This window comes from Mycobacterium dioxanotrophicus, assembly GCF_002157835.1.
Taxonomy (GTDB): Bacteria; Actinomycetota; Actinomycetes; order Mycobacteriales; family Mycobacteriaceae; genus Mycobacterium; species Mycobacterium dioxanotrophicus.
On sequence record NZ_CP020809.1, the window covers coordinates 5,509,434 to 5,522,070 of the forward strand.

Here is a 12,637-nt window from a genome sequence, read left to right on the forward strand (position 1 = left end):
AAACAGCAGCCTCTGAGTTGGCTGGTGCTGACATGGAAGGGCTCGGCTGCGTGGCATAACGTGACGCAGACCACCCCTCAGACGTAACTGCTGCACGTAACAGAGAGGACGGCCGCCATGCCCGCAACTTTCGGGTTAGCCGTGGAGAATTTCACCTCAGCTCAGAAGACACCGCGGATCGACGAGTTGCTCAGCACCGCGCGTCGAGCCGAAGAGCTCGGGTTCTCCTCGTTGTGGGCGTGGGATCACCTGTTCCTCGGCAGTCGTCAGCCCTTCCCACAACTGGAAGTGCTCACCACGTTGGCGGTGCTGGCCAGCCACACCTCCACCATCGAACTCGGGACCGGGGTACTGGTTCTGCCGATCCGCGACCCCGCGCTGCTCGCCAAGACCGCCGCGACCATTCAGTCGATCTCGAACGGGCGCCTGCGCCTCGGCGTGGCCGCAGGCTGGTATGAACGCGAATTCGACGCCACCGGAACACCATTCAAGGGGCGCGGACGCATCTTCGAGCGTAACCTCGACATCTGCATGAACCTCTGGACTCAGGACGACGTGACCGGCACCTGGGACGATCTGTCGTTTCGGCGCGTCAGGATGCTCCCCCTGCCGCAGCCACGGCCGCAGGTTCTCATCGGCGGATACGTCGACCGGGTGCTCAAACGCGTTGCGACCCTGGGCGACGGCTGGCTGACGTACTTCTACACCGCGGATGCCTTCACCGAATCCTGGTCGAAGATCAGAAGATACGCCGAGGAGGCCGGCCGCGACCCCGATCAGCTGCACTCCCTCAACCAACTGCCGATCTGCATCGGCTCGTCGCGGGAGCAGGCACAGGCGCTGACAGGTCCATGGCTGGCGTCGTACTTCGATACGCCGGAATGGAGCAACGCCACCCCCGAGAGCGCGATCTGCGGGACCCCCGAGGACTGCGCCGAGCAGATCGCCGCACACCTCGACGCCGGTGTCCAGGAGATCTGCCTGGTCCCCCACGCCTACGACCCCGAGCAGGTGGAACGGTTCGCCGCGGAGGTCCGCCCGTTGCTGGGCAGCTTGGTGGCGGTGGCATGAGCGGCCGGTTGACGACCGCTGACGTCACCACGGCGCGCCGGGAACTCGAAGGACACGACCGCAACAGCGGCGACAAGGTCACCACTGCAGCCGAAGCGGTGCGGCGGCTGGTGGGCAACGACGCCGTGATCGGAGTCGGTGGCACCAACCACGCCCGCACCCCCATGGCTCTGCTGATCGAGATTCTGCGCCAGGGCCGCACCGGGCTGACGATGACGCGGCCGCTGTCATGTTTCGAGGCCGAACTCATGCTGGCCACCGGTACCGCTGAACGCATCATGACCAGCTGGATCGGCATCGGGCACGGCTGGGGTCTCGCCCCGGTGGTGCGCAAGCTGGTCGAGGAGGGCCGTCCGGTCTTCGAAGAGTGGAGCCATCTCGGAATCGGCTTGCGCTACAAGGCCGGAGCCATGGGCGTGCCCTACCTGCCCACGCTGAGCATGCTCGGCTCCGACATCGACGCACAGTTGGGACTGGCGAAGGTGACCTGCCCCTACACGGGTCAACTCCTCAACGCCGTCCCCAGCCTCAACCCCGACGTGGCACTGCTTCACGTGCAACGTGCCGATGCGCTCGGCAACGCCCAGATCGACGGCTACCAACTGATGGACGCCGATCTGGCGCTGGCCGCCCGCCGCGTCATCGTCACCGCCGAGGAGATCGTCGCCACCGACCAACTCCGTCTGGACCCCGGACGTACGGCGATCCCGGGATTCGCGGTCGACGCGGTCGTGCACCAGCCGATGGGCGCCTACCCGCACGAGTGCTACGGGCACTACGAAGCCGACCTCGATGAGTTCACCGCGTACATGCAGGCCGTGAAGAGCGATGGCATCGACGGCGCCCGGTCATACGTCGCTGCGCTGACCGCACACCCCGACCACGACGCGTACCTCGCCTCGATCGATCCGACCCGGCTGGCAGCCGTACGACGCACCGCACAGGAGATGCTTCCCCGATGACAGAGTCCATGACACGAGAGCGTGGCATCCAGCACCCTGGCAATTCTGCTCCTCACGTACGCGCCGCCAAGCCCGACGAGATCATGACCATCGCCGCCAGCCGGCTGCTCGAAGACGGCAAGGTGCTGTTCGCCGGGATCGGCCAGCCCCTGGTGGCCGCGGCGATCGCCAAGCGTCGCCAAGCCCCTTCGCTGACCGTGCTCTTGGAAGGCGGCATGATCGGCATCGAGCTGCTACCCGGTGAACTGCCTGCGTCGACCAATGAGGTGCGCGCCGCCGTCGGTGCCCAAATGCTCACCACGGCAACCGATATCTTTCTGATGGCCCAGCGCGGGTTCTTCGATTACGGGTTCATCGGCGTCGCCCAGGTGGACCAGTATGGCAACGTCAACACCAGCGTCGTCGGTGACCCCGCGAAACCGTCGGTGCGGCTGCCCGGCCCGGGCGGCGCCAACGACATCGCCTCGATGTGCAATCAGGTGGTGGTCGTGACGCAACACGAGCCGCGCCGGTTCGTCGAGCGCGTCGACTTCGTCACGAGCCCAGGGTTTTTGACCGGAGGCACGAGCCGGCGCGACAGCGGGTTGCTGTTCGGCGGACCGCGGTGGGTCGTCACCGATCTGGCCTTGCTCGACTTTCATCCGGAATCCCACCGGATGCGGGTGCGCGCACTGCAGGCCGGCGTTACCCTCGACCAGGTAAGGGCCGCAACCGCATTCGAGTTGCTTGTGCACGATGAGATCGACGTGCTGCCGCCGGTGGACGCCGCAGAGCTCGCGCTGCTGCGCCGTCTCGTCGGCCGCGGCGAGGAGGAGATGGCATGACAGTGCAGGAGACCGTGCCGACGCCCGCGGGACGCACGCCGGCGACGTCCTTCGAATACCAGCGCGCCGAAACCTGGTCCGACGCAGTCGAACTCCTCGAATTGTGGGACGGCGAAGCCAAGATACTCGCCGGCGGGCAAAGCCTGATTCCCATGCTGAACCTGCGCCTGGCCGCGCCGGCCGCCCTGATCGACATCAACCCCATCCCCGCCGCTGCGCCACGTATCGAGAGCGGGCACATCGTCGTCGACGCCAACACGCGCCACCGGACGCTGACCACGTCCGAGGTGATACGCACCCACGCACCGTTGTTGGCGCACGCCGTGCAGTTCGTCGGCAACGTGCGGGTGCGTAACCGCGGCACGTTCGGAGGGACCCTCGCCCACGCCGACCCGACCGGCGAGATCGCTGCCGTGACCATGGCGATGGGCGGCGAGATCATCGTGCAGGGCCCGACCGGCATCCGTACCATCCCCGCCGAGGACTTCTTCATCACCTACCTCACGACGGCCATGGAACCCAACGAGGTGATCATCGGTGGCCGCATCCCGGTCGGGGGCGGTGGTCGTTGGGCTTTCCACGAAGTCGTGCGCCGCTATTCGGATTTCGCGACGGTCAGCGTGGCCGTCATGGCGCGGGCAGCCCACGATGTTCGCGTCGTGCTCGGCGGGGTGGCCGTGCGCCCGCTGCTGGTCGATCAGGATCTGCTGGCACCCGCACTGTCCGACCCGGGTAACCCGGACCGGGTCCGCGAGAGCGCGCAGGCGATCGCGGCGTCGCTCGACCCGGACAGCGATCTGCACGGGACCGCTGACTACCGACGGCGACTCGTCGCCGTGCACACCCGCCGGCTACTGCAGCAGGTTCTCACCGAGGAAGGCACAGCATGATTCGGACTCAGGTGCTGCTTCGCGTCAACGACCGTGACCACGAAGTGTGGGTACGCAACGACCGCACGCTGCTCGATGTCCTGCACGACGACCTCGGGATGCCCGACGTTCGGTACGGCTGCGCCGAAGGTGTCTGCGGCACCTGCACGGTTCTGCTGGACGGCGACCCGGTGAGCGCCTGCTGCATCTACGCGGTTCAGGCCGAGGGGCATGAGATCGTCACGCTGCGCGGGTGGTCGGATCCGCAGGAGGACGCGCATCCGCTGCAGAAGTGCTTTCTGGAACGCGGCGCATCCCAGTGCGGCTTCTGCACACCCGGGATGTTGCTCACCGCGGCGACACTGGCCGAACGCAACCCGGCCGCCTCGCGCGAAGAGATCCGCCATGAACTGGTCGGAAACCTGTGTCGCTGCACGGGATACCAGGCCATCGTCGACGCGGTCGAGGACTACCTGCACGCGCCGGCCACCCCGCACGTCGAGATGGGAGGTGCCCGATGACGACCGTCGAACCGGGGACCACTCCGGACACCACGGAACCACCCAGCGCCCCAGCAGAATTCGATCCGGACGCGGATTCGGGCCCCGAGGAGCGCGAACGCAATTTCCGGGTGGTCGGGCAGTCGCCCGCCCACCACGACTTCGTCAACAAGGTCCGCGGCACCCTGCTGTACGCCGCCGACTGGAACCTGCCTGGCATGATCCACGGGAAAGTCGTCCGGTCGGACATGGCCCCGGCGAAGATCGTCCGGATCGACACCTCGGCCGCCGAGCGGCTCGAAGGTGTGGTGGCCGTGCTCACCGCGGCCGACGTGCCGCACAACGCGATCATCGAGCACGCCAGTGGTGGGCTGGGTGAACTGACCGTCGAGCAACCGGTGCTCGCGCGCGACCGGGTGCGCTATGTCGGTGAGCCGGTCGCGGTGGTGGCCGCCGTCGATCCCGAAACCGCCGCGGAGGCAGCCGATCTCGTCGAGGTCGAATACGAGCCACTGCCGGGTGTGTACCGCCCGGAAGACGCCCTGGCCGACGGCGCGCCACTCGTGCACGACGAGGGCAACGTGCTGGTCAACTGGCACCTCGACCGCGGTGACATAGACGCCGCATTCGAGCAGGCCGACGTTGTCATCGACCGGACCTACCGCAGCCAGCATGCCGAGCACGCCTACCTCGAAACCGAGGCCGGAGTCGGGTGGATCGAGAACGACGTTGTCACCCTGCGCATCTCGACCCAGGTGATCGAACACGCCGTCGAGATCGCCGCCATCCTCGGGTTGCCGCAGAGTCAGGTCCGCGTGATCGCGTCCTATATGGGCGGCGGCTTCGGCGGTAAGGAAGACATGACCGTCGAGCCCTACATCGCGCTGCTGGTCTGGCGGACCCGACGGCCCGTGCGGATGATCTGGTCGCGGCAGGAGTCGATCCTGGCGAGCACCAAACGCCACCCGTTCACCATGCACTACCGCACCGCGGCCACCAGGGACGGCAAGATCCTCGCCCTCGACGCCGACATCATCGGCGATGCGGGCGCCTACCCGTGCCTGAGCGCGCGAGTCCTGTTCGCGGGTGCGGCACTGTCGCCGGGCCCGTACAAGGTGCCCGTCGTGCGGATCCGTTCTCGAGCCGTGTTCACCAACAACGTGCCCACGAGCGCGTTCCGCGGGTTCGGCGCCATGCAGGTGACCCTGGGATACGAGTCCCAGATGGACGCGCTCGCAGCGGAACTGGGCCTCACCCGCGAAGAGGTCAGGGACCGCAACTACATCGAGAAGGGCGATCTGCTGGCCGGCGGCGAGCCGCTCACGACAGCCGTCGCGGTTCGGGAAACCCGGCGCGCCGCGCTCGACATGCTCGGTGCGCCAAGCCAACCCAGCGGCCCGGGCAAAGTCGTCGGCCAGGGCTTCGCGTGTGGCATGCAGCCGTACGGCCGCTCCATCTGGTTCCGCGACCACGCCGCCGCGTGGGTCACGCTGCAGGCCGACGGGACATTGCTCATCCGCAGCGGCGTCACCGATCTGGGAGCCGGACAGGCGGCGAGCCTGTGCCAGATCGCCTCTGAGATCCTGGGTGTCGCCCTGTCGGACATCAGCGTCTACATCGGCGACACCGCGCTCACTCCCCCTGCCGGCGGCACCTACGCCACCCGTCAGCTCTACATGTCCGGCAATGCGATCCTGCGCGCGGCGCGCAAGCTGCGCGACCAGCTGACGCCCGTCGCCGCGAAAGAACTCGGGGTCCCCGAAGACGCTCTGGTGTGGGTCGACGGGATGGTGCGCACCGAATCAGGTGGCACCGGACTGAGTTTGCCCGAGCTGGTCCGCGCGGCCAACGAAGCCCGCGTGGACACCTCCGTGCTCAACACCTGGCGCGCCCGCTCGGGCGGGTTCGACCCGCAGAAGGGCCAGGGCCACACCTACCCGGACTACACGTTCGGCACCCACGCCGCCGAGGTCGAGGTCGATGTCGAAACCGGCGAGGTGCGGCTGCTCAAGTACGCCGCGTGCCATGACGTCGGCCGGGCGATCAACCCGACCCGCGTGCGCGGGCAGATCATCGGCGGCGCCGCCCAGGGAATCGGTTATGCGCTGACCGAAGACTGCGTCACCGACGCAGGCCATCCGTTGTCATCCTTGTTCGCCGACTACCTCATCCCAACGGCGATGGACCTGCCCGACATTCAGGTTTCGGTCGTCGAAAGTGGCGAGGGCCGTGGCCCGCTCAACGCGCGCGGCATCGGTGAACCGCCGATCGGGCCGCCCGCGGCGACGCTCGCGAGCGCCGTGGAGGCCGCCATCGGCGTCAGGCCCACCCAACTGCCCATCACCGCCGAACGGGTGCTGGCACTGCTCGATCAACGCGAGTCCGAGAAGGGAAAGAGTGCATGAAGCTTCAGCATCAGACCGTCGTCGAGGCCCGCCCCGACGACGTATGGGAGTTCCTGCAGGACACCGCAGGCGTGGTGGAATGCATGCCCGGTGCTGAACTCGTCGATGACCTCGGTGACGACCGCTACGAGGGCGTGCTGCGCGTCGCGATCGGACCGCTGAAGATGAACTACGCGGGAAGGGCGTCGGTCGTCGAGCGTGATGCGGCATCGCGGCGGATCGTGTTGGACGCCACCGGCCGTGACAAGCGCGGATCCGGTTCAGTCGTCGCCCATGTCGCGTTGCGCGTCGAGCCCATCGAGTCGGGCAGTCGTATCGACGTGGTCTCCGACATCGACCTCACGGGCCGCATCGCGTCACTGGGCCGCGGGATCCGCGACGTATCCAACCAGATGTTCGTCTCGTTCGCCGGCGAACTCGGCAACCGCATCGAACATCCCGGTCGGCCCGCCGCCGCGCCAACCGCGCAAACCGCGGCGCCCGCTGCACCAGTGACATTGCTCGAGCCGCCCACGAAGAGCACCGGCGGGGAAATCAAAGTGCTGCCACTGATCTGGGCCGTGACGCGGGAGCGTCTCGCCAACTTCCTGGAGCGCCTGAGCACCAAGATCCGCCCGAACTGAGCCTGGAGGTCGGTCGTGCGTGACGTGCTGGGCGAGCTGGTCAAGTGCTGGCAGGGCGGCGACAGCGTCGGTCTCGGTACGGTCGTCGCGACGTTCCGCTCCGCGCCGCGTGCCCCTGGGGCGGCGATGATGGTCGGTCCCGACGGGTGCGCCGTCGGATCGGTCTCGGGCGGTTGCGTCGAGGGCGCGGTCTACGAACTGGCGCAGTCGGTGACCGCATCGGGCCGACCGGTGCTGCAGCGTTACGGGGTGTCCGACGACGACGCGTTCGCTGTCGGGCTGACCTGCGGCGGCATTCTGGATGTCTATGTCGAGAAGGTCGACCGGACAACGTTTCCCGAGTTGGGTCAGATCGCCGATGATGTCGATGCGGGCCGGCCTGTCGCGGTGGCCACCGTCGTCGAACATCCCAATCGAGCTTGGGTCGGTCGGCGCCTGGTGATCCGTCCCGACGAAGACCGCGCTGTACAGGGCACTCTCGGATCTACCCGGGCCGACGACGCCGTCCGCGACGATGCGCTCGGCCTGCTGGCCACGGGCACGAGCGCCACATTGACCTACGGCGCCGACGGCCAACGGCGTGGCGAGGGCATGCGGGTCTTCGTATGGGCATTCGCGCCCAAACCACGGCTTCTGGTCTTCGGGGCCATCGACTTCGCCGCAGCGGTGGCTCGGATGGGTACGTTTCTGGGCTATCACGTGACCGTGTGCGACGCGCGGCCGGTGTTCGCAACCCGCAGCAGGTTTCCCGACGCCGACGACGTGGTGGTCGACTGGCCGCACCGCTACCTGGACGGTGAATACCGCGCGGGCCGCATCGATTCCCGAACAGTCGTCACGGTGTTGACGCACGACCCGAAGTTCGACGTTCCACTGCTGCAGACCGCGCTGCGCATCCCCGAGATCGCCTATGTCGGCGCCATGGGTTCACGCCGCACACATCGACAGCGGCTGGAACAGTTGCGCGACAACGGATTGACCGAGGCCGAACTGGGACGGCTGTGCAGCCCGATCGGCCTTGACCTCGGTGCCCGCACGCCTGAAGAGACCGCGGTCTCGATTGCCGCCGAGATCATCGCGAAACGCTGGGGCGGCAGCGGCCGGCGTCTGACGGACACCTTCGGGTCGATTCACGAGGGAACGCTTGTCCCCCAGGTCATGTCGGCCGGGTCGCAAGAATCTTCTGCATCTCGTTGATCTGCAACGCCACCCCGATCTGGATGGCCACGGGCGTGCTGGTGCTGAACGGCCCGAGGAGGCGCTCCAGTTTGGCGAGGCGGTACCGCAGCGTGTTGTAGTGGTAGTGCAGATGCCGTGCCGCCTCGGCCATGTTCATGTTGTGTTCGATCAGTGTCTCCAACGTCTGGAACATCTCCGACCGTTCGGGCTCGCTCATACGCAGCACCGGCCCGAGTTTCTCCTCGGCGAAGGCCCGCAGGTCCTCGTCACTGACCTGCGCGAGCAACCGAAACAGACCCAAGTCGCCATAGGCGGTTACCGCGCCGCTGCCGGACACCCGCGGCCCGAGTCGCAGCGCGGTGCGGGCCTCCTGATAGGCCGTTGAAACTCCCGCCGGCCCAGGGTAATTGCGGCTTACTCCGATGGCGTATTGAGCGTGCGTGAAGTGCGCCACCTCGTCCTGCACCGCGCGGGCGACGGCGAGAACATCCTGGTCGGCTCCGACGACCGCGACCAGTTCGGAACCCAGGCCGGCTGCGGCTGCCAATCGGTCCCTGCTGCGGACCGCGGACGCCCAGAATTCGATGGCGCGGTCATCGGCCAGTCGAGACCGCCGCCGGGTGTCGTGGGTGTCGTCGGCGGTGCCCTCCCGGCGGCCGACCAGCACGACGATGTCGCGCTCCAGGTCCCACCCGAATCCCGAACCCAACGATGCGTATTCGGCGGCTTCGAACTCACTACCCGAAATCAGCTCGAACAGAGCATTGGAGGAGAACCGGCGTTCCACGGCACCCACTGCGAGGTCCCGGGTAACCTCCAGTGCCGCAACGATTGCCGCTTGGCCGACGGCGACAAGACTGAATTCGCCGAAGGGCCTTTCGGCTTCGACCGCGACGACGAAACCGTGGTGCAGGCGACCCGCCCGGATCTCCCGGGACGCCCACCGCCTGCCGGTGCGTTTGTCGGTGTGCAGGCCCGTGATGCCCAGCCGCAACAAGTCCGCGGACTCCGCCTTCATGAAATTCAGGTCGATCAGCGGAGCTTCGTCGCCGGCAAGCCCGAGCACGGTGCCCTGCGGATCGGTGATCACGACGCTGGCGTCTCCGAGCAGACCCGAGAGGCTGCCCGCCAGTTCGTTGAGCCCGCCACCGGACAACGTGATCGCGAGAAACGAGTGATGAATCTCCTGGGCCTTGGCCAACGCCGACGCCTGGCGATTGACGATGATGGCGAACGCCCTGCTGAGGATGTCGTCGAAGCGGATACGTTCGGGTATGACGACCAGCGGCAGCCCGAGACGTTCGGCGACGTCGATCATCTCCTGCCCGAGCTCGGGCATGTACCGGTCGAGTTTGATGCCGATCCCCGCCAGGCCCAGCCGGTGCAGGTCCGTCAGCAACTGCCCTTGATCGGCGTCGGCACGGGGCAACGGGTACCCGGTGGCGAGCAGAAACTCGTCCTGCCGAACCCATTTGCCGATATCGGGAACCGTCATCACGTTCACGGCGCTGATGGCCCGGTCCAACCCGGCACCGCCCGCGATCAACTCAGCGCCGGCCAGCACCTCATCGTCGAGTAACTCTCGGAGAGTGAGAGTTTGGCTCGAACTGGCACCCGCCGGATCTGGCGTGTTCATCGGCGGCAAGCTTAGCGTTGATCGACAACGACCGCCGGGTTCTTTGGCAGAAATAGCCATGGGTTGCGCGATGGCCATCTTCGTATGGTTGCTACACCCCGGACATCAGCGCCCGGTCGACCCGATGAGGAGGAACACCGTGACACGACGTGGGAAATCCCGTGTTGCTGAATGCGACGCGAAGGAGACGGTGTCCATCCTGGGAGGTACGGGCAGTTTGGGCTTCGGCCTTGCCCTACGACTCGGCGAAGCGGGATACGCCGTCTGCGTCGGCTCGCGCGACGCGCACCGGGCCGACCACGCCGCGGCGCAGGCTCGTGAACTCGTCGACGACGGCACCTTCGTCGGCTGCCTCAACGGCGAAGCCGTCACCCGGGCAGATCAACTGGTGATCATCGCCGTCCCCTTCGCGAGTCACGTCGCGACATTGAAGAGTGTCGCCCCACACTGGCGAGCAGGTCAGGTACTGCTCGACACCACCGTTCCGCTAGCCACCGCGATCGGTGGGCGCCCCACACATCTGGTCGAGCCGTGGCACGGATCGGCTGCGCAGCAAGCACGTTCGGCGATCGGCGACGAGATCGGCCTCGCCTCCGGGCTGCACACCATCAGTGCGGCGGCCCTGCGCGACCTCACGCATCCGCTCGATCAGGACACTCTGATCTGCGGCGACTCCCGCGCCAAGGTCGCGGTGACCGCGGCGCTGGAACGCGTCCGGGGTCTGCGGGTCGTCGACGCGGGATCACTTGAGATGAGCCGACTTCTCGAAGGGCTCACCCCGGTACTGATCGGGATCAACATCCGGCACAAGACTCATGCCGGTATTCAGGTCACGCACCTGCAGGCGCGGGCAGAACAGCGGGCGGCCCTGGCGTGAATCTGATCAATCGGAAGGCGTGCTGTCCGGGAGTTCGGCGTAATCCCACTGATGCTGCCGCGCGAGCGCGCAAGCAGCCTCCACGTCACCGGCAGACAGGGAATCCAGGAGTGCCTCGTGGTCACGGGCTATCCCGGCGAGATCCGGCGTGCGGGCCATGATGGTCACTGAAGTCCGGGCCTCGATGTGCAGGTTCTCCCACGAGCGTTTGATGAGGTCGTTGCCTGCGGCTTCGAGAATATGTCGATGGAATGTCACGCTTTCCATGCCGACCGCTTCGGTGTCGTTCTCCCGTGCGGCATCATGCATTCTCTTGACGTCATCCTTCAGCTGATCGAAAGGAACGTTGCCCGCCATGAGCACAAGCCGAGTGGCGGTCTCCTCAAGCGCGGCACGAAGAACGTAGCTTTCGCGCAAAGTCTCGCGAATGAACGAGCGCACGAAGGTTCCACGCCTCGGTTTGATCTCGACAAGCCCGAACGTCTCCAGCTCGCGCAACGCTTCCCGGACCGGGGCCTGGCTGGTACCGAACGTCGCCGCAACCCTGGTCTCCACCAGCCGCTCACCGGGCTCCAGTTCACCTGACACGATTTGGCGTACCAGGGTGTCGCGGATCCGGTGACTGAGCGTCTGGCGAACATCCGTCTGGTCGTGCGCGGGCATGATCTGAAGATACGGACTCATTGCCGAGTAGACACGCACCTGACGATAGTCAGCCGACAACCCTGCGCGGCGAACCGACGGCGTTCCGGTCAGAGGTCGATGACCAGCACGGCACTCTTCGACCGGGAAACACACGGCAGTATGACTCGATTCGATTCCCGCTCGGCGTCGCTGAGAACGTCGTCGTGGTGTTCTGGGACGCCGTCGGCAACGGCCAACTCGCACGTGCCACATATGCCTGCGCGGCAGGAGTTGTCGATCTCGTAGCCGGCTGCTTCGAGTACCTCCAGAAGCGTCTGACCTCCGGGCACCCGCAGACGCTTCCCCGACCGGGCGAGTTGCACATCGAACCCGTCATCGTCGGTTACGTCCGGCGGCGCCTTCGGCGAGAAGCGTTCCAGATGTAGCGCGCCAGGCTGCCATGTGGCGCAGCGGGTTTCGACTGCGTCGATCAGGGAGCCCGGACCACAACAATAGACGGCAGTGTCCGATCGAGGCGTGCCCAGGAAATAGTCGAGATCGAGTAGGCCATATTCATCTTCAGGGATCACGCGCACATCGCCGGCAGGTATGTCCCTCAGCTCGTCGATGAATGCCATGGACCTGACTGTTCGGCCGCCGTAGACAAGCGTCCACGGCTTGTCACTGCGCGCGACCTGTCGAACCATCGGCAGGATGGGCGTGATGCCGATTCCCCCCGCCACGAACAGGTATCGATCCGCATCGACCAGCGTGAAGTTGTTGCGGGGCCCTCGGACGGACACGAGGTCTCCGGGTTCGATTCTGTCGTGGACGAACTTCGATCCACCGCGACTCGCGGGCTCCCGTAGGACGGCGATCCGCCAGGTGTCAGTGTCGTCAGCGGCGCCGCACAACGAGTACTGGCGGACGATTCCTGCTGCCAACTCAACGTCGATGTGCGCTCCGGGAGTCCACGTCGGAAGTGACGACCCGTCCATTGCTCGTAGTTCGAGGACCAGAACGCCTTCTGCTTCTCGTCGCACCGACGAAACCTTTAAGCGTGCCGC

At 66.5% G+C, this 12,637-nt stretch carries 12 protein-coding genes; 9 read left to right on the forward strand and 3 right to left on the reverse strand.

All coding sequences use genetic code 11. The features are described from left to right. Positions 1-117: 117 nt before the first annotated feature. Genes BTO20_RS26840 through BTO20_RS26875 form a run of 8 tightly spaced genes read left to right on the forward strand, consistent with a single transcriptional unit; the run spans position 118 to position 8,451 of the window. Positions 118-1,071, forward strand: a complete 954-nt coding sequence (locus BTO20_RS26840; RefSeq protein ID WP_087079031.1) for an LLM class flavin-dependent oxidoreductase — start codon at positions 118-120, stop codon at positions 1,069-1,071. Continuing rightward, entirely contained in the window at positions 1,068-2,033 is a 966-nt protein-coding gene (locus BTO20_RS26845) for a CoA transferase subunit A (protein WP_087079032.1), read from the forward strand. Before BTO20_RS26840 ends, BTO20_RS26845 begins: the two co-directional genes overlap by 4 nt. After that, positions 2,030-2,857 carry a CoA-transferase subunit beta gene (locus BTO20_RS26850; protein ID WP_198344076.1) on the forward strand — a complete coding sequence of 276 codons (828 nt, stop codon included), beginning with the start codon at positions 2,030-2,032 and terminating at the stop codon, positions 2,855-2,857. Before BTO20_RS26845 ends, BTO20_RS26850 begins: the two co-directional genes overlap by 4 nt. After that, positions 2,854-3,747, forward strand: coding sequence for an FAD binding domain-containing protein (locus BTO20_RS26855; protein ID WP_087079033.1), 894 nt, complete (start codon positions 2,854-2,856; stop codon positions 3,745-3,747). Before BTO20_RS26850 ends, BTO20_RS26855 begins: the two co-directional genes overlap by 4 nt. Further along, positions 3,744-4,247, forward strand: coding sequence for a (2Fe-2S)-binding protein (locus tag BTO20_RS26860; protein ID WP_087079034.1), 504 nt, complete (start codon positions 3,744-3,746; stop codon positions 4,245-4,247). Before BTO20_RS26855 ends, BTO20_RS26860 begins: the two co-directional genes overlap by 4 nt. Beyond that, positions 4,244-6,631, forward strand: a complete 2,388-nt coding sequence (locus tag BTO20_RS26865; RefSeq protein WP_087079035.1) for a xanthine dehydrogenase family protein molybdopterin-binding subunit — start codon at positions 4,244-4,246, stop codon at positions 6,629-6,631. The genes BTO20_RS26860 and BTO20_RS26865 overlap by 4 nt, the downstream gene beginning before the upstream one ends. Beyond that, complete coding sequence (locus tag BTO20_RS26870; protein ID WP_087079036.1) at positions 6,628-7,254, forward strand: SRPBCC family protein; 627 nt, start codon at positions 6,628-6,630, stop codon at positions 7,252-7,254. Before BTO20_RS26865 ends, BTO20_RS26870 begins: the two co-directional genes overlap by 4 nt. A 15-nt stretch (positions 7,255-7,269) precedes the next feature. Beyond that, complete coding sequence (locus tag BTO20_RS26875; protein WP_087079037.1) at positions 7,270-8,451, forward strand: XdhC family protein; 1,182 nt, start codon at positions 7,270-7,272, stop codon at positions 8,449-8,451. Here the strand turns inward: BTO20_RS26875 and BTO20_RS26880 are convergent. After that, on the reverse strand, positions 8,411-10,069 hold the full coding sequence (locus BTO20_RS26880; RefSeq protein WP_198344077.1) for a PucR family transcriptional regulator: 1,659 nt from the start codon (positions 10,067-10,069) through the stop codon (positions 8,411-8,413). The two genes, BTO20_RS26875 and BTO20_RS26880, sit on opposite strands and share 41 nt — an antisense overlap. Before the next feature lie 190 nt (positions 10,070-10,259). Between BTO20_RS26880 and npdG the strand changes: the two genes are divergently transcribed. Beyond that, positions 10,260-10,946, forward strand: coding sequence for an NADPH-dependent F420 reductase (gene npdG, locus BTO20_RS26885; protein ID WP_198344078.1), 687 nt, complete (start codon positions 10,260-10,262; stop codon positions 10,944-10,946). A gap of 6 nt (positions 10,947-10,952) precedes the next feature. Here the strand turns inward: npdG and BTO20_RS26890 are convergent, their stop codons facing one another. Both BTO20_RS26890 and BTO20_RS26895 read right to left on the reverse strand, forming a co-directional pair. Beyond that, entirely contained in the window at positions 10,953-11,609 is a 657-nt protein-coding gene (locus BTO20_RS26890; RefSeq protein ID WP_198344079.1) for a GntR family transcriptional regulator, read from the reverse strand. Between the two features lie 89 nt (positions 11,610-11,698). Then, positions 11,699-12,613: a PDR/VanB family oxidoreductase gene (locus BTO20_RS26895; protein ID WP_232490865.1), complete on the reverse strand. Its 915-nt coding sequence runs from the start codon at positions 12,611-12,613 to the stop codon at positions 11,699-11,701. Between the last annotated feature and the right edge of the window lie 24 nt (positions 12,614-12,637).

What these genes read in the sequence shown, in the direction of transcription:
- BTO20_RS26840 (WP_087079031.1), top strand. Translation starts at nt 118, where the DNA reads ATGCCCGCAACTTTCGGGTTAGCCGTGGAGAATTTCACCTCAGCTCAG.
- BTO20_RS26845 (WP_087079032.1), top strand. Translation starts at nt 1,068, where the DNA reads ATGAGCGGCCGGTTGACGACCGCTGACGTCACCACGGCGCGCCGGGAA.
- BTO20_RS26850 (WP_198344076.1), top strand. Translation starts at nt 2,030, where the DNA reads ATGACAGAGTCCATGACACGAGAGCGTGGCATCCAGCACCCTGGCAAT.
- BTO20_RS26855 (WP_087079033.1), top strand. Translation starts at nt 2,854, where the DNA reads ATGACAGTGCAGGAGACCGTGCCGACGCCCGCGGGACGCACGCCGGCG.
- BTO20_RS26860 (WP_087079034.1), top strand. Translation starts at nt 3,744, where the DNA reads ATGATTCGGACTCAGGTGCTGCTTCGCGTCAACGACCGTGACCACGAA.
- BTO20_RS26865 (WP_087079035.1), top strand. Translation starts at nt 4,244, where the DNA reads ATGACGACCGTCGAACCGGGGACCACTCCGGACACCACGGAACCACCC.
- BTO20_RS26870 (WP_087079036.1), top strand. Translation starts at nt 6,628, where the DNA reads ATGAAGCTTCAGCATCAGACCGTCGTCGAGGCCCGCCCCGACGACGTA.
- BTO20_RS26880 (WP_198344077.1), bottom strand. Translation starts at nt 10,069, where the DNA reads ATGAACACGCCAGATCCGGCGGGTGCCAGTTCGAGCCAAACTCTCACT.
- BTO20_RS26890 (WP_198344079.1), bottom strand. Translation starts at nt 11,609, where the DNA reads ATGCCCGCGCACGACCAGACGGATGTTCGCCAGACGCTCAGTCACCGG.